Raw genomic sequence first — 20,746 nt, 5'->3', positions numbered from 1 at the left:
GTGTTCTGCACCGCCCTGCCGGTTCAGTACCCCTGCATCAGCAGGTGGCCGGCCCAGTTCATCACCATCGCCAGGGCGACGAAGGTGATGAGACAACTGGGAACGACCAGCAACCACTCCCGACCGGAGAGATCACGACCGACTCGCTGAACCTGCCTCAACAGGGCCAGGTTAGCGGGCACCCCAAACAGGAAGCCCAGCAGCAGCAAACTACTGCCCAGACAGAGCAGGAGGTGTTCCAGGGGGGCCGAGATCGTTACCGGCTCCAGGCATTGCACCGCTAACGCCCCTCCAACCGCGCAGAGAACCAGGGCCACCCGGGTTAACCACACTGCCCATCCACCCAGGGGTGGCGTCCGCGCATCAAAATACACCATGCTCATTCTCACCTTGCATCCATTCCAGTCCAGTATCCCGTGCCCTGTCATCCCTAACGAGTGCCAGGCACCAAGACAAATGAGAAGCGCGCTCGCTTCGGCGGCAAGAATATCGCTACGACCACGAACACAACGGCAACATTCCAGAAACGGCCATCGAGCGCAAGTAACAATCCAGTAACTGTTAACTGGCGCATGAACCGCGCTCATTCTTGCGCGCTTTTTCGTCCAATCGCGGCAGAGAAAGGTTGCGACTGAAGGCACAATTTTCGGTAAGAAGCACTGGTTTTCCAGCAAAAACGTGCGACCCTAAGGCAAACTGACAGATACCCAGATGGCAAGAATGAAATTCAAGCTGACCAAACATGAAGAAAAGCAACTCGGTGTCCTGCTTGAGGACTGTGTTACGCGGGGCGGTCTTGGCCTGAACCAGGCAAAAGGGTTTCTGGCCCATCTGCACTGCCACCCGCGGACGCTGGACCCCTCCCTCTGGAGCAGTGCCATCGCCGGCGTCGAGCCCGAAAAGAGCTATTGGCCATTTGAGGCTGATACCATGGATAGCCTGTTTATGCTGTACAACCAGGTCCATCAAGAGGTGGTGATGAAATCCCGGCCCTTGCCGACACTGATGGAGGAGCACCTGCAGGCGCTCGAACGTCGCGAGATTCATCAGCCACTTAGGGAGTGGCTGGCCGGCTACTATTTTGGTTACCAATGGCTGAGGGATGCTTGGAAAGAGGTGAGTGACGAGGAGCAACTCGAGGAGATCGCCGCCTGCGCAGAGCTTCTGGGCTACGTAGCCACGCTCGGCTCCGAGGAACCCCATGCGGTTGCGTGGCGAAACGGGGCCGAGCCTGAGCCGACGCTGCTCATCGATGCGGTCAAGGATGCCCTGAACTACATGCAGTCCTGGCATAGCAAAGAGGCGACAAAGCAAGACAGCACCACCTCATCGCCCCTCTCCCACTGAGGCGTCATTGGTCTCTTGATTTCAACAGCCCAGATGCAGAAAGGGCTCCCAATTGGGAGCCCTTTCTACGTAAAGCGTCAGGTTACACGCGAACGAAGTCGATGTGGTTAACCTTGGGCTTGTACGGGTGACGCTGCATCGCTTGCGCCTTCACTTTCTCCTCTTTACCGTCGATAACGAGGGTCAGTTCGGAGGTGTAGAAAGCTTCTTCATCCTGGGCGTGCAGGATTTTGTCGTGATCCAGTTCGATGGATACCGGAGCAGCCTCACCACCATAGATGATGGCCGGGATCAGACCAGCGTGACGCAGGCGGCGGCTCGCACCTTTCCCCGCATCGGTGCGGACTTTGGCTTCAAAAGTAAAAGACATGGTAAAAACCTCAATATCAAAAAAAAGTACGGGCCTTTGCGACCAAGGCCCGTAGCTTGCTTAGAAAAAAGCGGAGGGAGTCTACCACAGGGCTATAGCCCCAACAAGCGCCATTAACCTGGGAACCCGACAGGGTCTCAGCGATGCGATTGGCGAACGGTGGTGACCTCGGAAGTGGGGCGCTCCCAACCATAAATATCCCGACGAAACTGGGGCTGTCCCCCCTCTATCCAGGCGGTCCAGTATACCAGGTAGGTGGGAACCGGCTCTGTGATCTCGACCCACTTGGGCTCCCGTCGAGATTGCCAGCGCGCGATCTGTGAGGCCGAGGTCCGGTTTCGATGCAGGAGCTGGTACGCCAGCTCCTCCGCCTGGTCCAGGCGAACACAGCCGGAGGAGAACGCGCGCTGGCGATAGCGAAACAGGTGACTCTCTGGCGTGTCATGCAGGTAGATGGCCCGGGCATTATCCAGATAAAACTTGTAGCGCCCCAAGGCATTGCCCGGCCCCGGTTTCTGGCGCAACCGGTAGGGGAACCCCTGCTGAGCCGCAGATTGGATCTGCTCCTCGGTGAGCGCCAGCACCTGTCCTTCTGCCCCCACCACTTCGTAGCCATGACGGGCCACGAAACCGCCATCCGAAGCGATCTTGGGTAAGATGTCGCGCCTGAGAATCGAACGCGGCACGTTCCACCTGGGGTTGATCACCACGTATTTGAGCGCACTGTGCATGGTCGGCGTCTGCCGTTGAAGCCTGCCCACCACCACTTTCGACCGAAAACGGATCTGCTGCCCCTCCACCCAGACCGCCTGGAAGCCGGGAATGTTGACCCTGAAGTGATCCCGGGCAAAAAAGTGGTGGTCATGCACCTGGCGCAGCAGCGAACGGGCCAACAGTCGCGCCCGCTCCCTGCCGGAAAGATAGAGCCAGTAACGGGTCGACGGCCCGACGACGCCATCCGCGGCCAGGCCATGTTGGCTCTGGAAGTCCTGGATACGGGCGACCAGCGCACTGTCCATCCACTGGCCACCATCGTTGGGCGGCATCAGGTTGAGATCGACCAGGCGCTGGCGGATCAGCACCACCTCGTCCGCCCATTCACCCGGCGCGATCAAGCGTAACGGCCCTTTAAGCGTTGGCGGGGCCGGCAGGGACAGGTAGTGGCGGATCCAGTTTCGGGTAAGCAGGTAGTCATCAAAGAGCGGCTCCAACTGAAGAACCGCTTCCATCAGGCGGGCGTCGCGCGCTGCCTCCGTCAAGCGTGGCAGCAAACTGTCGTCCGGTACCAGGAGAAAAGGCTCGTTAAGATCCAGCTTCCCCGCCGGGCGACGGTAGAGCTCCTGCCAAAATGCCGCCAGCAGCTGGTAAGCATCGCTGTAGAGCCGGCTGCGGGTTTCAATATCCTGGAGCTCACTCTCTTCAACCAGGGCGCGCCGAAGGGCCTCAAATCGAGGGTCGATCTGAGCGGCTACCACCGTGGTCAATTGTGCCTCAAGCTCCCGGGCGGCACTGCGCGGGCTCTTACCAGCGAACCACAGGGGTTCCGCCGCCAGCACCTGGCCCAACAGCAGCAGGAACAAGATCAGAGACTGGAGCCACAACCACAGGTACCGCTTCATTCACTACACCCGGGACAACGTCGTTCAAAAGAGAACCCTCAGTTAATTATGAACGCTCCGGGAATAGGAAGTTGCGTCCCCCTCGATACCTCTGCTCTGATCATCGCTGGCCCTATCTGAGCCGACTTCCGGTTGCCTCTGAAAAATGAGGCACTTGGCTTGACTCATCCTGGGATTGCAACCGACTGACAGCCTCTGTGCAGGCCGCAACAGCCCCCGCCATACCATCCGGCTCAAAGGGTATCGTGGCCAGCCTTGGGGCGCCAAGTCGAGCCTCCAGCGTTGCCAGATTCTGTTCGAAGAGGGCCATATCGGGATCGATCCGGTTGGCAATCCAGCCGGCGAGCCGCAGCCCGTCTCGTCGAATGGCATCGGCGGTCAACAGGGCGTGGTTAAGGCAGCCAAGCTTCATCCCCACCACCAGGATCACCGGCCAACCGTTATGCACGACCCAATCCGGCAGGCTCTGTGAACCGCTGAGCGGCAACTGCCAGCCGCCCGCCCCCTCAACCAGGCAAAACTCCGCGTTGGCCATGGCCGTCAACGGCAGCTTTTGTTGCAGCGCCGTGACCGACAGCGTCACCCCAACCCGCTCGGCGGCAAGGTGGGGCGCGATGGGAGGTTCGAAAGCGAAGGGGTTCACCGCCTCGTAAGGCAGGGATTGGGTACTGGCGGCCATCAGGGTCAACGCATCGTCATTGCGCCATCCCTGTTCGCTCTGCTCACAACCCGCCGCAATGGGCTTCAACCCGAGGCTGTTCAATCCCTGGCGTGCCGCCGCCGTCAGCAGCGCCGCGGCAACCCGGGTTTTACCCACATCGGTGTCGGTACCGGTAACAAAGTAGATCATCTCACTCTCCGCTTCGTAAGGCGGTAAAAAGGCCGGTCTGCCAGGTTAACGGGATCCCCGCGTCCGTTCGGTGCTGCTCCAGCGACGCCACCACCTGCTCCCACCACAGCCGTCCCCGAAGCCCCTGGTGTCCTCCGGATGCATGACGGTTGGCGCCTGTGGCCTTGAAATGGCCAAGCAGCGCCTTTGGCGTGTCGTAGTAGAGGGTATGACGCAAGGTTTCAACCCGGATCTGTGCAAACCCCGCAGCGGCGAGATCTTCGGCCAGCTGCGCCGACGGCGAAAATTGGTGGCAACCCAGTTGCCCCTGGTGAATCAAAGGCGCCAACTGGGGGAAGCATCCGGCCACCGGCACGCTGAATCGCAACTGGCCGCCGGGACGGAGCAGGTCATAAAGTTGCCGAAGCGTCGCGGGCAGATCCTGGCTCCACTGCAGCGCCATGTTGGCGCAGATCCCATCAAGACGCCCGGGTCGAAGGGGCAATCGGTGCAGGTCAGCGCACAGCGGATGGCGGATCCGCCCCAGCGCCCGCCCCTGTTTTAACATCGGCAGCGCCAGGTCAAGGGCCAGCACAGTCCCGGCCGGCAAGCGGGCGGTGGCGTAACCGGTGCCGGCGCCAATATCCAGCCACATCTCGGCCGGCGTGATCCCCGCCAGCAGACGATCCGCGACCCACTGCTGCAACTGCGCCTGTCCATCGTAACTTTGGGCGGCGCGGCCAAAGCAGGCCGCCACCGCCTCGCTATTCAGTGGCCGGGTCATGGTTTTGACCCCAAAACCGCCAGTGCGGTCAGCAGCCTATCCACATCCTCAGCCCGGTGACCGGCATTGAACACGATGCGCAGCCTCGCCTGGCCCCGGGGTACGGTGGGTGGCCGTATCGCCGGGCACCAGATCCCCTCGGCTTCCAGTGCCGCCGAGAGCGCCAGGGCCGCGTCACTGCCACCCAGGACCAGGGGCTGGATCGGCGTTTCAGAGTCCAGCAAACTCCACCCCTGTGCCCGGGCGCCACGACGAAAGTGGGCGATCAGATCCGCAAGATGCTGACGGGGTCCCGGCTGCGCTGCCCTTTTCAACTGGAATACCAGATGGTCGGCCAGGTCCACCGGCATCGCGGTGGAGAAGATGTAGTGGCGGGCCGACTGCAGAATCGCCTCAATCAGCCCCCGGCTGCCCAGCAGCGCCGCGCCGCTGGCCCCCAGGGCTTTACCGAAGGTGATCGTAAGCAGGTCCGGCCGGGCCAGCTCACTGGCCCCCAGGCCATGCTTGCCGATCACCCCAAAACCATGGGCGTCGTCGAGCCAGCTCAGGGCTCCGTGGCGGCGGCACAGCGCCACCAGATCCGCCATGGGAGCCTGGTCGCCATCCATCGAGAACACCGACTCGGAAACCACCATGGTGGGAGAGTCCGAGGCCTCCAGCCAACGGGTGAGAGTCGCCATGTCGTTATGGGGAAAGCGGCGCAGGCTGGCCTCAGAGGCCTGGGCACCATCAACAACGCTGGCGTGCACCAGCTTGTCCGCCAGGATCCGATCACCTGCGCGGCAGAGGGCAAACGGGGCGGCATTGGCGGCAAAGCCGGAGCTGAACAACAGTGCCGCTTCAAACCCGGTCGCTTCACACAGTGCCTGCTCCAGGCGCTGATGCGCCGGCTGATAGCCACAGATGAGGGCCGAGCCTCCTGCGCCGCGACGCCGGGCGGACTCGGTCCGCTCCGGACTCAGGGAGGTAAGCTCCCCATCGTCAAAGGCCAGGCCCAGGTAGTCATTGCTGGCGAACTGCAGGTAGGTTCGCCCGTCACAGATCAGGGTCCGGGGAGAGGTGAACTCAACACAACGACGCCGGCGCAGCAGATCCTGCGCCTGGCGTTCTTGGATCACCCCCTCGGCCCGGGATTGCCAGGGTTCACTGAGCGGCGTCATAGAAGAGCGCGTCGGAGGCGGCCGGGGCGGGCTGAAGATCTTCCAGATGAGTCGGTGCCGCCCCTTCCGGGACGATCCCCAGTCGTTCGAACAGGCGCATGTCGTCGTTCTCCCTCGGGTTGGCGGTGGTCAGGAGTTTGCACCCGTAGAAGATGGAGTTGGCGCCGGCGAAGAAGCAGAGCGCCTGCAACTCGTCGGTCATGTTTTCCCGGCCGGCCGAGAGACGGACATGGGATTTGGGCATCAGGATCCGGGCCACCGCGATGGCCCGGACAAACTCCAGCGGATCCAGATCCGGTTGACCCGCCATCGGCGTTCCCGGCACTTTCACCAGCATGTTGATCGGTACGCTCTCCGGGTGGGCCTCCATGTTCGCCAGCTGGCGCAACAGCTCGGCCCTGTCCTTGGGTTGCTCGCCCATTCCTAGGATCCCGCCGGAGCACACCTTCATCCCCGCCTGGCGCACCTGCGCCAGGGTATCCAGGCGATCCTGGTAGTTGCGGGTGGAGATGATCTCACCGTAGAAGTCCGGCGAGGTATCCAGGTTGTGGTTGTAATAATCCAGTCCCGCCTCGGCCAGTGCCTGGGCCTGCTCAGCGCTGAGCATCCCCAGGGTCATGCAGGTCTCCATCCCCATCGCCTTAACCTCGCGTACCATCTTGAGAACGTAAGGCATGTCGCGCTCCCGGGGATGACGCCAGGCGGCACCCATGCAGAACCGGCTGGCCCCGGCGGCCTTGGCGGCACGGGCTTCAGTCAGCACCTTCTCCACCTCAAGCAGCTGCTCCGTTTCCAGGCCGGTGTGGTAGCGAGCGCTTTGCGGGCAATACTTGCAGTCCTCCGGACAGGCACCGGTCTTGATCGACAGGAGGCGGGAGATCTGCACCTGGTTCGGCGCAAAGTGCTGACGATGCACCGTCTGCGCTTCGAACAGGAGATCATTGAAAGGCTTCGCAAACAGCGCCTGGATCTCCGGCAGTTGCCAGTCATGACGCAAAGGGGTCGGTTCCATATTCATTTGGGGGTATCGTTCCTTGGAAAAGCTATTGGCTAGCTTACTCACGGCCCTTACACTGTCAACGCCGACCAGAAACCAAGATTGACTAACGGATAAATATTGAGCAATGAAGACGGATCTGCAGTTTGACCGCGACCACCTCTGGCACCCCTACACCTCCACCACCGTCCCCCTGCCCTGCTACCCCGTTGCCCGGGCAGAGGGGGTTCATATCGAGCTGGAAGACGGACAGCGCCTGGTCGATGGCATGAGCAGCTGGTGGAGCACCATTCACGGCTACCAGCATCCCGCCCTCTCGGAGGCCGCCAAGGCGCAGATCGACCGGATGAGTCACGTGATGTTTGGCGGCCTGACCCACGCGCCCGCCACCGAGCTGGGGAAAAAGCTGCTGGCGATGACCGCGCCGGCACTGAATAAACTCTTCCTGGCGGACTCGGGATCCGTTTCAGTGGAGGTGGCCCTGAAGATGGCGTTGCAGTACCAGCAGGGGATCGGGACCTGTCACAAAACCCGCATCATGACGCTACGGGGGGGCTACCACGGCGACACTTTCGCTGCCATGAGCGTCTGCGATCCGGTCAACGGCATGCACGGCCTGTTTCGGGATATTCTGCCCAAGGCCCACTTCCTGCCCCGCCCCCTGACACCATTGGATAGCCCACTGCACGAGGCGGACGCGGCAGCCCTGGAGCAGGGGATGGCCCAATGGGGCGAGGAGACCGCCGCCGTGATCCTGGAGCCACTGGTTCAGGGGGCCGGCGGCATGCGCTTTTATGGGGCCGCCTACCTGAGGGCCCTGAGGCACCACTGCGATGCGCATGGGATTGTGCTGATCTTCGATGAGATCGCCACCGGGTTTGGCCGCACGGGCGAACTGTTTGCCTATGAGTATGCCGATGTGGTGCCGGATATCCTCTGCGTCGGTAAAGCGCTGACCGGCGGTACCATGACCCTGGCCGCCACCCTTGCCACAGAGGTTATTGCCGACGGGGTATGCAACAGCGAAGCCGGGGTGTTCATGCATGGCCCCACTTTCATGGCCAACCCCCTGGCCTGCGCCGTCGCCAATGCCAGCCTTGGGCTGCTGCAACAGGGGCATTGGCAGCAACAGGTCCGCGCCATCGAAGCGCAACTGCGCGAGGAGTTGGCCCCCTGCCAGGCATTCGAGAGCGTGGCCGCGGTAAGGGTAATGGGGGCCATCGGCGTGGTGGAGACCCACAGGCCGGTGGCGATGGAGCCGATCCAGCGCCGCTTCGTCGAGCTCGGGGTGTGGATCCGTCCGTTTGGCAGGCTGGTCTACATCATGCCGCCCTACATCATAAAGCCGGAAGAGTTACGGCAACTGACCGGGGCGATCCGCACTGTCCTGGCGGATGACGCCCTGTTTCAGGATTGAACTTGCGGCTAGGCCAGCCGCTTGCCGGCCAGAATCGTCTCGACCACCTCGGGGACCCGTTGACCGGCTCGCCCCTGGTGATGAGAGCGAAACTGGCTGTGCACCTCCGAGGGCTCCAGGTTGATCTCCACGCTGTCGGCGCCCGCCTGGTTGGCCTGATCGACAAAACCCGCCGCGGGATAAACGGTGCCTGAGGTGCCGATGGCGAGGAAGAGATCGCAACGCTCCAGGGCTTCGTAAATTCTGTCCAGGCCAAAAGGCATCTCGCCGAACCAGACCACATGAGGTCGCATCACCTGGGGCGGCTCACAGCAGGTGCAGAGGTTATCAGGCCCAAAGGGCTGGACCAGGGGAAAAACCTGTTGCGTACGGGGACAGCGGGCCTTTACCAGCTCCCCATGCATATGCAGCACCCGTCGGCTACCACCACGCTCATGCAGATCGTCGATGTTCTGGGTAACCAGCAGTAGCTCGCCCTCAAACTCCTGCTCGAGTCGAGCCAGGGCCCGGTGAGCCTCGTTGGGCTCTATACCCGCCTGCAGCTGACGCCAGCGGGCATTGTAGAACTCGTTGACGAGCTCGGGATTGCGCCAGTAGCCCTCCGGGGTCGCCACATCCTCGACCCGGTGTTTCTCCCACAGGCCATCCTCGGCGCGAAAGGTTTTCATTCCCGACTCGGCTGAGATCCCGGCTCCGGTTAAGATCACTATCCTTTGATACATCCCGCTGTGCCTTCCAAACTTTGACTAAATCTTTGTCATTCTTAGTGTATAGAATCAAACCCGCAGTTAGCTAATGGTTTTAAGTTGACCCGATCCTCCCTATAATGGCGCGAGCATCTGCCTGGGTTTGACCACCCGAAAGAATCAAAGAGAGTGACATGACTGACGAAAATCAGGCACTAAAAAAAGCCGGATTGAAAGTCACCCTGCCACGGGTGAAAATCCTCGAGCTGCTGCAAAACCCCAACAACCAGCACATCTCCGCAGAAGACCTCTACAAGCTGCTGCTGGAGTCCGGCGAAGAGATCGGCCTGGCGACCGTCTACCGTGTGCTCAACCAGTTTGACGATGCCGGCATCGTCTCCCGCCACCACTTCGAAAGTGGTAAAGCGGTGTTCGAACTGGCCAGTCAGCACCATCATGACCACCTGGTCTGCCTAGACTGCGGTAAGGTGATCGAGTTCAGTGACGAACTGATCGAAACCCGGCAAAGAGAGATCGCCCTCAAGCACAACATCAAGCTGACCAACCACAGCCTCTATCTCTACGGTCATTGCACCAACGACGAGTGCGATCACAATACCTGACCGCCCAAACAAGCGTCGAACACGACAAAAGCGGACGGTGAGCGTCCGTTTTTTTGTGCCCCCCTCCCCACACCAAAGTTTCCCCGCAGTCCGCCGCTCAACCTCCGCTGCCGCAACACAGCGCTTCGGAGACCGAAAACGCCGAACACAAAAAAACGGCCTCCGGAAGGAGGCCGTTTCTCGTTAGATCCGAGTCAGTTAGTCGGCAATCTTGGCCCAGGAATCCCTCAAGCCCACGGTGCGGTTGAACACCGGGTGCTCCGGGGTGGAGTCCTTCACATCGGCACAGAAGTAACCGGTACGTTCAAACTGGTAAGCATTCTCCGGCTCGGCGTTGGCCAGGGAAGGCTCGACCACCGCGTCCTTGATCACCGTCAGGGAGTCCGGGTTCAGGGTCTCTTCCAACTCCCCAACGTTCGGGTTGGGCACGTTGAAGAGACGGTCATAGAGCCGGATCTCCGCCTTCACCGCGCGGGAAGCACTGACCCACTGGATCACGCCCTTGGGCTTAACGCCATCGGCGGGATCCGTCCCCAGGGTATCCAGGTCCACGCTGCAGTAGATGGTGGTCACCTTGCCTGCCTCATCCTTCTCCACCCGGTTGGCCGTCACCACGTAGGCGTTGCGCAGCCGGACTTTCTTGCCCAGCACCAGACGTTTGAACTTCTTGTTGGCTTCCTCGCGGAAGTCCTCCGCTTCGATGAAGATCTCGCGGGAGAAGGGCAGTTCGCGGGTACCCATCGACTCGTCGGAGGGGTGGTTCGGCGCTTGCAGCATCTCCACCTTCTCCTCCGGGTAGTTTTCCAGCACCAGCTTCACCGGATCCAGCACCGCCATGGCACGGGGAGCATTCTGGTTGAGATCATCCCGGATACAGGCTTCCAGCATCCCCATCTCAACGGTGTTCTCCATCTTGGTGACACCGATCCGCTTACAAAACTCACGCACGGCACCCGGAGTGTAACCCCGCCGGCGCAGTCCGGAGATGGTGGGCATACGGGGGTCGTCCCAACCGGAAACATGCCCGTCAACCACCAGCTGCTGCAGCTTGCGCTTGGACATCATGGTGTACTCGAGATTCAGGCGGCTGAACTCGTACTGACGCGGGTGGCAGGGGATGGTGATGTTGTCCAGCACCCAGTCGTAGAGACGGCGATTATCCTGGAACTCCAGCGTACAGAGGGAGTGGGTGATCCCCTCCAGGGCATCGCTGATGCAGTGGGTAAAGTCGTACATCGGGTAGATGCACCACTTATCCCCGGTCTGGTGGTGATGCGCGAACTTGATACGGTAGATCACCGGATCCCGCATCACGATAAAGGAGGAAGCCATGTCGATCTTGGCCCGCAGGCAGGCGGTACCCTCGGCAAACTCCCCCTGCTTCATCTTCTCGAACAGGGCCAGGTTTTCCGCCACGGGACGATCCCGGTAGGGACTGTTTTTGCCCGGTTCCTTGAGGGTGCCACGGTACTCCCGGATCTCATCCGGGCTCAGTTCATCGACGTAGGCCAGCCCCTTGTTGATCAGCTCAACAGCGAAGTCATACAGCTTGTCGAAATAATCCGAGGAGTAGCAGATCTCGCCATCCCAGTGGAAGCCCAACCACTGGACATCCCGCTTAATCGACTCGACGTACTCCATATCCTCTTTGACCGGATTGGTGTCATCGAAACGCAGGTTGCACTTACCCTGGTAATCCTGGGCAATGCCAAAGTTCAGGCAGATGGATTTGGCGTGACCGATGTGCAAGTAACCATTCGGTTCCGGCGGGAACCGCGTGTGAACACTGGTGTGTTTACCGGAAGCCAGATCCCCGTCAATGATGTTGCGAATAAAGTTGCTGGGACGAACTTCTGTGTCCGGCTGGCTCATGCGCATCCTCCGATGGGAAAACTACAAAATTAAGGGAGTAATATTCCTACAAGTCAGGGAAACCCGCAACCGCTGTGGGCTCCTTATGCCTGTCGTGGCGCAGGATCCCGCACACTTGCTCAGTTCTTGCTCAAGCCTTAAGGACGCGCGGCACCTCCCTGACCTTCAGGACGCCCTATCCGCATACTTTTGCTCCTGAACTGGGCAGCTTTGACGAGAAGCGACCAAACAGAAAAAGCAGCCCGAAGGCTGCTTTTTCGCTACTCACAGCAATTGCTTCTGGCGGGGCCATAACTGCACTTCACCGGGATGTCGCCCACCGGGTGTTGCTTGCCGACGCGACGCATGACGATAAGCAGCAGGGCGAAGAGGCCTGCCATCAGTCCCAGCCAGGGCAGTCCCGCCATCCCCCGTGTCGCCAACTGGTAATAGACCACGGCACTGGCATAGGCCAACGACAGTGTCCAACCGGCAGAGAAGAGCGCCCAGCGTCCGCCAATTTCATTGGCAATGGTACCCAGTACCGCAGCGCAGGGGGTATAGAGCAGAATAAACAGCAGGTACGCCATCGCCGCTGCCTGGCTTCCAAAACCCACCGCCAGATTACCCAGGCTGCTGGCTTCAAAGCCGTGGGCCTCTCCCACCGCGTCCACCTGGTGCAGGTCCCCGACAACCATACCCAGTGGATCCGCCGGGTCGATGCCCAGCAACGCATCCGGAATGGTAGCCAGAGCTTCCTGGGTGGTCGCCCAGAGATCCCACCCAGTAGCCTCATCCTCACCCGCGCCGTATAGGCTGCTGAGGGTGCCGACCACCGCCTCCTTGGCGAACAGGCCAGTGATGATCCCCACCGTCGCCGGCCAGTTATCCTGTTCAATCCCCATGGGGGAGAGTACGGGCGTCACCGCCTTGGCCGCGACCGCCAGCACCGACTGCTCACTGTCATCATGACCAATGGTTCCGTCCACCCCCAGGGTATTGACGAAACTCAGCAGGGTCACCACCACCACGATCACCTTACCGGCACCCAGAACAAACTGGCGGGTCCGGAACCAGGTCCGCGAAAGCAGCATCCGTAGAGAGGGGCATTCATAGTCCGGCATCTCCATCACCGCGTTACCACTGCGCCCCGGCAGCAGGGTGAAACGCAACACCAGCCCGGTCAGCATCGCCGCGACAATCCCGATGAGGTAGAGCAGGAACACCAGGTTTTGACCGTTGTTCTGGAAAAACGCGGCCGCAAACAGGGCATACACCGGCAAACGGGCACCGCAGGACATAAAGGGGGCCATCATTGAGGTCATGATCCGCTGCCGGCGGAGCTCCAGCGTGCGGGTGGCACTGATCGCCGGCACGTTGCAACCAAAGCCCACGATAAGTGGCACAAACGCCTTACCCGGTAGACCCAGCTTGTTCATCAGCCCCTCTACCACGAAGGCGGCGCGGGCCAGGTAGCCGGAGGTTTCCAGGATCCCGAGGGCGAAATAAAGAAAAGCCACGACAGGCACGAAGGTGGCCACGGTCTGGATCCCCATGCCCACCCCATTGGCCAACAATCCCACCAGCCAGTCCGGAAAGCCGATTGAGGAGTAGAGCATGCCGGCACCATCCACGAACAGGGCGCCGGCCATGATGTCGAAGAAATCGATGAACGCGGATCCCATATGGATGGCGAACATAAAGGTCAGGTACATCATCAGCAGGAAGATGGGCACCCCAGCCAGAGGATGGAGGATCCAGCGATCCAGCCTCTCTGTCAGGCTCGGCCCCTCACTTAGGCGCTGTCCAGTCTCGGCCAGCATCTCGCCAATCCAGCGATGTCGGCACGCCGCGATCTCCATCAGCAGCTCGCTATCTTGGCTCAACCCTTCGGCCAACGTATGGGGAGACTCTCCCTGGAGTCGACGGGCCACCGGTTCGCCATAGGGCAGTGCCAGCGGTGTCAGTGATTCAAGTCGCAGCAACTTTTCAAGGGCTTCACGGGCCTGAACGATGCCCTGCTTCGTCCGGGCAGACAGAGCGACCACCGGGCAGCCCAGTCGCTGCTCCAAGGTTTTCAGGTCAACCCCCATCCCCTGGGCGCAGGCACTGTCCCATTTGTTCAGGGCCACCACCATGGGCACGCCGAGCTCCCGCAGCTGCAGGGTCAGGTAGAGATGACGCTCCAGTTGGGTTGCATCAACCACATTTAATATTCCCTGGTAACCACCCGCGCTCAGGGCACGCTGGGACACCAGTTCATCCTCCGGCCCACCGGCAACCGGCGTCAGGTCGTAAAACCCGGGCAGATCCAGCAGGGAAACCGCACACTCATCCAACATGAGGGAACCGGCGCTCTGGGCAACGGTTACCCCGGCCCAGTTACCGACCTTGGCCCGACCATTGGTCAAACCATTAAAGAGCGTGGATTTACCGGAGTTGGGCAGGCCAACGGAGAGGATCGTGACGCTCTGGTTCATGACGTCACCTCAATATGAACCTGCTGCGCCAGTTGATGATTAACGCAGACAGAGGCACCCGCCAGCTTAATCTGGATCGAGCGCCCAAAGGGGGCACGGCGCACCAACTGCAGTTCGCAGCCCGGTGCCAGTCCCATGGCCACCAGCTTCATCTGGGTAAAGGACTCCAGGTCGGCGGCCACGAACTTTGCCACCCGTCCCCGTTGTCCATTCTGCATTTCCGCTAAGGTCATCTCTCACCAAATGCTAATCACTCTCATTTGTAGTGAAGTGTACGGGATTCTCATGAAAAAAAGTTGCGTCAGATCGTAAATCCGCAACTTTGCTATCACGCAACGAAAGACAACGCATGGCTCTTGAACCTAGGCCGCGCACCGCCCGCCGGGTAAAACGCAGATTTAGCACTGTTTGACAGGGTTCAGCGGCGAAAGGAGAGCCACGCACACACGAAAAAAGCCGGTCAGCGATGCTGACCGGCTTTTCAGATTGAAGGGCGTTCCGAATCAGTTTTTCGGATAGGGGTGTGCGACGCCTTTGTGGCAGTCAACACAGGTCTTACGCTCTTCCGGATCCTTCGCAGCATTGCGGCTGTGCATGGTCTTGGCCATACGGCTCATGCTTTCCGGCTGATTCTCTTCGATGCGAGAGTGACAGTGACGGCAGTTGGCGGAGTCATTGTCATGGAAGTACTTCAGCGCCAGATCCGCCTGCTCTTTACGGTTTTCATCCAACCACTCCTGAGTATTGAAGTTGTCGATGGTCAGGTAACCGTAGAGATCTTTGGACACGATGATCTTCTTGACGAGGTAATCCACCGGGCCGTGGGGCAGGTGACAATCCTGGCACTGCACTACCATGCCAAATTCATTACCGCCGTGCGGGGAGGCCAGCACTTCATCCTTGAGGGAGTGATTGCTATGGCAAGTCATACAGAACTCATCGGTGCTGGTTGCGTGCAGGGTTTGCTGGGTTGCAAAATACCCGATCACGCCGATCACGATACCCACGATCAGCAGGGCTGCGATTGAATATTTGGTGCTGGGCTTGAAAAGCGCTCGCCAGTTCATCATTCTTCTCCATCATTTTGTGCTTATGAGGCTTTGTCGATGAGCTCGCGGGGGGCCATTCAGCCCATTGCGCTCAAAGCGTGCCAAAGTTTTGCCGTATTGTAGGGAGGCTTAACAACTAAATTGATGATAACAATCACACTTTTCACATTCCGCGGGAACCATTCTGACAGAATGCGATCCAGCCTCAACTTTCCCCCACAATGATGAAGTTTACGTCACTTCTGCCCCTCTCTCTAGAACCTTGTTCATTTCCTCAACTTACTGCTTCGTTTACTCCTCTGCCATAAACCATTTTTCTTTAACCCCACCTTGGGTGTGCCTTCAGAATTCTTTGCTACGCTTTCTTCCAGTCACTCGTGAGTAATAAGAAAGAAAAAGCTAAGGAAGCTGGGAAATGATGAGTGTTGTGAGCCGCACGAAACGCCTCGGCGTTTTGGGGACCATGCTGTTGTCATGCATGGCCTTCAATGCGTCATCCGCCTGGGAAGATCTCCCCCAGGAGGAGTATGAAGCCGTCCTGAAAGGCAAGTTTGAGCAGGGAAACTACTCTGCGAAAGGCGCCGACAACTGCCTGATGTGCCACCGCCGCAATGAAACGGTGATGGCACTGTTTGAAGGCGTTCACGGGCGCACCGAAAACCCGGCCAGCCCCATGTCCTCCGGACAACTCCAGTGCGAAGCCTGCCATGGTCCCATGGGCAACCACAACCGTGGTGGTAAGGAGCCGATGATCACCTTCGGTAAAGGCTCCCAACTCAGTGCGTCAGCTCAGAACAGCGTCTGTTTAAGCTGCCACAAGGGTGACGACCGCCTGGCATGGCATGGCAGTACCCACGATATTGAAGAGGTGGCCTGCAGCAGCTGCCACAATGTTCACGCTGCTCAGGATCCGAGTCGCGACAAACATGCGGCCGATGAAAACTGTCTCAGCTGCCACCAGCAGCAGCGGGCGCAGATCCACCAGCGCAGCAGCCACCCCATCCGCACCGGCCAACTGAACTGCACCGACTGCCACAATCCTCACGGCACGCTCAACACCGCCATGCTAAGCGAACATAACATCAACGATAACTGCTATGCCTGCCACGCCGACAAGCGGGGTCCCTTCCTTTGGGAGCATGCCCCAGTTGCCGAAGATTGCAGCAGTTGTCACAACCCGCACGGCAGTGTCAATGAAGCGATGTTGACCCAACGAACGCCCCTGCTCTGTCAAAGCTGCCATGCGGGCGTTCACAGTGGCACCCCGGTGTCCCAATCTGGTCAGGATGCCTTTGGCGGGGGGCGCAGCTGCCTCAACTGCCACAACATGGTACACGGCTCCAACCACCCCTCAGGCAAACTGCTGCAGCGATAGGAGCGCACTTATGAAACTGAAGTTTCCAAAATTGGTCAGTGCCCTCACCATCGCCCTCGCCCCATCCGTGCTGGCCCTGGACTTTTCATTGGACAAGGCCAACACCGCCAACGTGAAGTGGGAAGGTTGGGAGTGCAAAAACTGCAAACCGGTGAGCGGAAGTTCCGGCCACTTCCAGATTGGTGTCGTGGATACGAACACCGATGATATCCACTCCGCCAACACCTTGGGTACCGACAAAGACGGTTTATCGATGCGACTCGGTGCCGATATTAACCACTGGGGTGAACACGATACCCGATGGATACTCAGCGCCAAGGATCTCGGATTGGACATCGCCTCACTCGCCGCTAGCGTCTCTCGGGCGAAGAACTTCAGCGCCGCGCTGCGCTATCGCGCCATGGCTCGCTGGGATGCCACCGTCTATACCCCCTTCGCCGTAAACAGCAATCGCTTCACCCTGCCTGATGATTGGGTTCGTGGCGCCACCACGCCGATGATGACCGACCTCAACGATGCCTTGGGTCCGAAAGATCTCAAGGTCGAACGGGACCATTTCGGTCTGGCGTTGGACAAGCATTTTGATGACATCCGGGTCTACCTGGATCTGGAGCAGCAGCAGCGGCGAGGCAACAAACGCGCCAGCAGCAGCCTGCTGACCAACTCCGTCGCCCTGCCGGAACGGGTGGATGACCACACCACTAACTACCAGATCGGACTCAACGCCACCGGAGGGCTATGGCAGGTCGCATTCGGTTATCAGGGCAGCCGCTACCGCAACGACGCCGCAGCCCTGGTGTGGGACAACCCCTACTCCGCCACCTTCGGCAGTGCCTTTGAGGGCCGACAGTCGGTGGCACCGGATAACGATGCCGACCAAGTGTTTGGCCGCGCTACCTGGACCAACAACCGGCACCTGTTCAGTGGTCAGGTCGTCTGGGGACGCCACCGTCAGGACGACGACCTGATCCCCGCCACCATTAACGGCCCCTCCCCGGCTCTACCTACTGACAGTGCCGACCTCAAGCTCGATAAGCTGGATGCGGACCTCCGTTACCGGGTGCGACTCACCGACAGGGCCAGCCTCCACGCCGACTACGGCTACCAGGATCGCGATTATCGACACCCCCTCTACTTCTACCCCCAGGTGATCACAGACAGCATCACTCGCCCCGCCGAACTGGCGCTTTACCCGGATAAAACTGAGCAACAGGCGGGCCTCAAATTCAGCTACCGTTTCGCCCGTGGGATCAGCGCCGACTTCGGTTACCGCTACCAACGGGATGAGTGGGAAAACCAACAGGCAGACAGCGCCGATACCAACAGGTACTACGCCAAGCTTCGGCTGAAACGGTGGCAGAAGGTTCAGGTCTGGCTCGAAGTGGCTGAGGATCAGCGTCGCACCAATGGCTTCAGCGACAGCCTGGATCTGAACGGCATCGATAACGATGAAGCACTGCGCCAATACCACCTGGCAGACCGGGACCAGACCGAAGGTAAGCTGATGGTTCAGTATCAGCCACTGGAACGGCTCAATTTCCAGTTCACCCTGGACGGTCAGGATCAGGACTACCAATCCGATGCCATCGGCCTGGATGAAGTTCAGCGCTATGGCTACGACATCCACGCGACCTGGTATCAGGACAGCTACCACCTCTATCTGTTCTACAACGATTACAAAACCAAGACACGGCAAAATGGCAGCAACATCAGCAGTCGGTGGCAAGCGCTGCAGGACGATGATGCCGAGAGTGTCGGGCTGGGATTTGAATACAGCGGACTGGAGGAGTCCTCGGGGCTGACCTTTGGACTCGATGCCGTCTACGCTGACAGCGACGGCCTCACTCAACTGGAACAAGGGGTGATTGGCCGCTATGACGATATCAGCAGTGAGAGAACCACGCTCGATGCCTATGTGCGGTACCGGGTGAACGAGCACTCGTCGGTTCAGCTGGACTTCCTGATGCAGGACTACGAAGACAGCAACTACCTCTACTCGGGTCTGTCCGCAGACAGCATAGGCAACGTCCTGTTCTTCCCCGACTTTTCACATGATTACAGCGACACAAGAATCGGCTTGAGCTACCGCCATGACTTCTGAACACAGAGTTACAGCGCGCACGGTTCCCTCTGGCAGGAGAGACACAATGAAGCGAATGATTAAAGGACACACATCGTCATGGATCCCGCTGACCCTGGCACTTCTGGCGCTGTCCGGTTGTGGCGACAACGGCTCGGATGGTAGCCCGGGAGAGCCCGGACCACCGACCCCGCCGCCGGCACAGGAGGTCACCGAGCTTAATGCCAGCCTGGAGCAATGGGGGGTCACCGAACAGGGTCGCCTTACCCTATCGTTTTTCGTCACCAACCAGGACGGCGAGGGGGTTATCGGTCTGCAAAGTGCCACCCTGCTCGCAGCACAACTGCTTCCCGCCGGCGCTACCGGTGCCGGCAACAGCACCGAATGGCGATTCCTCGGTTCCGAAACCTGCCAGCCATCAGCAAACTGTCCCGGAGAGTGGGTAGATAACGCCAACGGCGCCTATCGCTACACCAGCGCCTTCACCGTCAATGATCGCGAAGAGGTCAGTTACTCTGCCGAGTTGCCTGTGCGCCTGGTGTTGAAACTCGGGGGCGATACCTTGCCTGGGGATACCAGGGTGCTGTCCGTGATCAACGAGTCCGTGGATTTCCAACCTGACGGGGGAGCGCCCGCCTTTACCCGTCACCTGGTCGCCACAGACTCCTGTGAAAGCTGCCACAGTGACTTGGGCACCGTATTTCACCGTGGCAACTACACCGAAACCAACACCTGCGTGGTCTGCCACTCGGCGAATCGCATCTCCAATCCTGACAACATCTTCTACTCGCTGGCCCACCGGGTTCATGCCCAGAGCGGCTTGGCCCAATTCAGCAACTGTGAAAGCTGCCACAACTCGCCAGACCCAAGTGAGCCCCTGGCCAATGTCGATAACTGGGTACTCAACCCCAGTGCACAGGCGTGTGGTGCCTGTCACACCAACATCGACTTTGTCGCAGGCCAGGGTCACCCAGCCCAGAGCGATAACAGTAACTGTGCAGCCTGCCACAACCCCGACTGGACCCGGGATACCCACCTGATGGTGGACAAAGAAGCGGCTCTGGCCCGTTTCAAAGCCGAGGTCACCAGCATTACGCCGGATTTAGCCGCAGGCAGCGTCACCGTTGTCGTCAGTTTGAGCGACCCGGTATCCGGCACCCCGCTGGACAGCCCGGAACAACTACCGTACCTGAATGATCTGCGTCTTTACGCTAACTGGGGAACCAGTTTCGATTACAGCACCCGCTCGGCGCCGAGCCTGCGCCTGACGCAGATCACCCCAGAAGCAGTGGTGGCCGATGGTCAATATCGCTACACCCTGACCGGACTGACTGTCCCCCCGGGCAGCGAGATGGATGAAGGTGGTGCCGTGGCGATCCAGGGACGGGTGTGCCGCAGTGGGGATGCACTGAGCCCCTGTGATACCGCCACAGCCCTCACTCAGCCCATTGCCAGTCGGACCCAATTCTTCACCGTGGGCAATGGCATGGCCCGTCGGGATGTGGTCAGCAACGAGACCTGTGGCAGCTGCCATGGGGATCAACAGTTGAACTTCCACGGCAGTCGCAATGATCTCAGCCAACAGTGCCAGCTCTGCCACAACGCCAACATGACCGCCGATGCTTCTGCACCGGCCCCGGTAGCTGCCAGCAGTGCCAACTTCTCCCACATGATCCACGCCATTCACACGGCGCAACGTGAGGGCTACGAAGAGTTGGTTTACCCCGCACCGGTCTCTGACTGTCGCCAGTGCCACATCCAGTCACAGATGGGAGACAGCTTCGCCCTGCCCCTGGCCGATGGCATACCGCCACTCTCGCTCAACGACGGCAGCATCATCACCGCCACCGCGGCGACCTGCTCCGTCTGCCACAGCGGCGCGACAGCACAGAAGCACATGGAACAGAATGGCGCGGCCTTCAACTACGTGCCCATTCCCGGTGATCTCGGCACTCCCTTGGAAACCTGTGCCGTCTGTCACGGCCCAGGCAGTCAGTACGATATCGCCGTACTCCACGGCCTGGTCGGCGGGCAGTAGGGGGACGTAACCATGAACACTTCTTTGCCCAATGCAACATA

At 59.9% G+C, this 20,746-nt stretch carries 18 protein-coding genes; 6 read left to right on the top strand and 12 right to left on the bottom strand.

The features are described from left to right. Positions 1-23: 23 nt before the first annotated feature. Positions 24-383 carry a hypothetical protein gene (locus ABD997_RS14890; RefSeq protein ID WP_345317909.1) on the bottom strand — a complete coding sequence of 120 codons (360 nt, stop codon included), beginning with the start codon at positions 381-383 and terminating at the stop codon, positions 24-26. Between the two features lie 328 nt (positions 384-711). Between ABD997_RS14890 and ABD997_RS14885 the strand changes: the two genes are divergently transcribed. Beyond that, positions 712-1,347, top strand: coding sequence for a UPF0149 family protein (locus tag ABD997_RS14885; RefSeq protein WP_345317908.1), 636 nt, complete (start codon positions 712-714; stop codon positions 1,345-1,347). 82 nt (positions 1,348-1,429) lie between these two features. On the opposite strand, the gene rplY is transcribed toward ABD997_RS14885, so the two are convergent. The 6 genes from rplY to bioB all read right to left on the bottom strand — a co-directional run bounded on the left by rplY (position 1,430) and on the right by bioB (position 7,121). Further along, a complete protein-coding gene (rplY, locus tag ABD997_RS14880; RefSeq protein ID WP_345317907.1) occupies positions 1,430-1,717 on the bottom strand; it encodes a 50S ribosomal protein L25 in 288 nt (95 codons plus the stop codon). Positions 1,718-1,854: 137 nt separating this feature from the next. Continuing rightward, positions 1,855-3,336, bottom strand: a complete 1,482-nt coding sequence (locus ABD997_RS14875) for a L,D-transpeptidase family protein (protein ID WP_345317906.1) — start codon at positions 3,334-3,336, stop codon at positions 1,855-1,857. Positions 3,337-3,448: 112 nt separating this feature from the next. Continuing rightward, positions 3,449-4,186 carry a dethiobiotin synthase gene (gene bioD, locus ABD997_RS14870; protein WP_345317905.1) on the bottom strand — a complete coding sequence of 246 codons (738 nt, stop codon included), beginning with the start codon at positions 4,184-4,186 and terminating at the stop codon, positions 3,449-3,451. Between the two features lies 1 nt (position 4,187). Next, the gene (locus ABD997_RS14865; protein WP_345317904.1) at positions 4,188-4,949 is read right to left on the bottom strand and encodes a methyltransferase domain-containing protein; all 762 of its coding nucleotides are present in this window, start codon (positions 4,947-4,949) and stop codon (positions 4,188-4,190) included. Continuing rightward, the gene (locus ABD997_RS14860; RefSeq protein ID WP_345317903.1) at positions 4,946-6,109 is read right to left on the bottom strand and encodes an aminotransferase class I/II-fold pyridoxal phosphate-dependent enzyme; all 1,164 of its coding nucleotides are present in this window, start codon (positions 6,107-6,109) and stop codon (positions 4,946-4,948) included. Before ABD997_RS14860 ends, ABD997_RS14865 begins: the two co-directional genes overlap by 4 nt. Further along, positions 6,093-7,121 carry a biotin synthase BioB gene (gene bioB, locus ABD997_RS14855; RefSeq protein ID WP_425557082.1) on the bottom strand — a complete coding sequence of 343 codons (1,029 nt, stop codon included), beginning with the start codon at positions 7,119-7,121 and terminating at the stop codon, positions 6,093-6,095. Before bioB ends, ABD997_RS14860 begins: the two co-directional genes overlap by 17 nt. A gap of 112 nt (positions 7,122-7,233) precedes the next feature. On the opposite strand from bioB, the gene bioA reads away from it, so the two are divergent. After that, positions 7,234-8,523 carry an adenosylmethionine--8-amino-7-oxononanoate transaminase gene (bioA, locus tag ABD997_RS14850; protein WP_345317902.1) on the top strand — a complete coding sequence of 430 codons (1,290 nt, stop codon included), beginning with the start codon at positions 7,234-7,236 and terminating at the stop codon, positions 8,521-8,523. 8 nt (positions 8,524-8,531) lie between these two features. Here bioA and cobB read toward each other — a convergent pair whose 3' ends face one another. Then, positions 8,532-9,245: a Sir2 family NAD+-dependent deacetylase gene (cobB, locus tag ABD997_RS14845; protein ID WP_345317901.1), complete on the bottom strand. Its 714-nt coding sequence runs from the start codon at positions 9,243-9,245 to the stop codon at positions 8,532-8,534. Between the two features lie 158 nt (positions 9,246-9,403). Between cobB and fur the strand changes: the two genes are divergently transcribed. Continuing rightward, complete coding sequence (fur, locus tag ABD997_RS14840) at positions 9,404-9,832, top strand: ferric iron uptake transcriptional regulator (RefSeq protein WP_345317900.1); 429 nt, start codon at positions 9,404-9,406, stop codon at positions 9,830-9,832. Between the two features lie 198 nt (positions 9,833-10,030). Here fur and glnS read toward each other — a convergent pair whose 3' ends face one another. The 4 genes from glnS to ABD997_RS14820 all read right to left on the bottom strand — a co-directional run bounded on the left by glnS (position 10,031) and on the right by ABD997_RS14820 (position 15,230). Further along, positions 10,031-11,704: a glutamine--tRNA ligase gene (glnS, locus tag ABD997_RS14835; protein WP_345317899.1), complete on the bottom strand. Its 1,674-nt coding sequence runs from the start codon at positions 11,702-11,704 to the stop codon at positions 10,031-10,033. 260 nt (positions 11,705-11,964) lie between these two features. Further along, complete coding sequence (gene feoB / locus ABD997_RS14830; RefSeq protein ID WP_345317898.1) at positions 11,965-14,163, bottom strand: ferrous iron transport protein B; 2,199 nt, start codon at positions 14,161-14,163, stop codon at positions 11,965-11,967. Next, complete coding sequence (locus ABD997_RS14825; protein WP_345317897.1) at positions 14,160-14,396, bottom strand: FeoA family protein; 237 nt, start codon at positions 14,394-14,396, stop codon at positions 14,160-14,162. Before ABD997_RS14825 ends, feoB begins: the two co-directional genes overlap by 4 nt. Positions 14,397-14,666: 270 nt before the next feature. Beyond that, positions 14,667-15,230 (bottom strand): NapC/NirT family cytochrome c, encoded by a 564-nt coding sequence (locus ABD997_RS14820; protein ID WP_345317924.1) that lies wholly within the window; start codon positions 15,228-15,230, stop codon positions 14,667-14,669. Between the two features lie 400 nt (positions 15,231-15,630). Between ABD997_RS14820 and ABD997_RS14815 the strand changes: the two genes are divergently transcribed. From ABD997_RS14815 to ABD997_RS14805, 3 genes are read left to right on the top strand one after another with little or no spacing between them, the layout of a single operon-like run. Next, the gene (locus tag ABD997_RS14815) at positions 15,631-16,587 is read left to right on the top strand and encodes a DmsE family decaheme c-type cytochrome (protein ID WP_345317923.1); all 957 of its coding nucleotides are present in this window, start codon (positions 15,631-15,633) and stop codon (positions 16,585-16,587) included. A 10-nt stretch (positions 16,588-16,597) separates the two neighbouring features. Next, positions 16,598-18,688: an MtrB/PioB family decaheme-associated outer membrane protein gene (locus ABD997_RS14810; protein ID WP_345317896.1), complete on the top strand. Its 2,091-nt coding sequence runs from the start codon at positions 16,598-16,600 to the stop codon at positions 18,686-18,688. 46 nt (positions 18,689-18,734) lie between these two features. After that, positions 18,735-20,705, top strand: coding sequence for an OmcA/MtrC family decaheme c-type cytochrome (locus tag ABD997_RS14805; protein ID WP_345317895.1), 1,971 nt, complete (start codon positions 18,735-18,737; stop codon positions 20,703-20,705). The last annotated feature ends 41 nt before the right edge of the window (positions 20,706-20,746 follow it).

Source organism: Ferrimonas gelatinilytica (assembly GCF_039544205.1).
GTDB classification, from domain to species: domain Bacteria; phylum Pseudomonadota; class Gammaproteobacteria; order Enterobacterales; family Shewanellaceae; genus Ferrimonas; species Ferrimonas gelatinilytica.
Note: the sequence above shows the minus strand (reverse complement) of the source record. Positions and strands in the feature narration are given on the sequence as shown.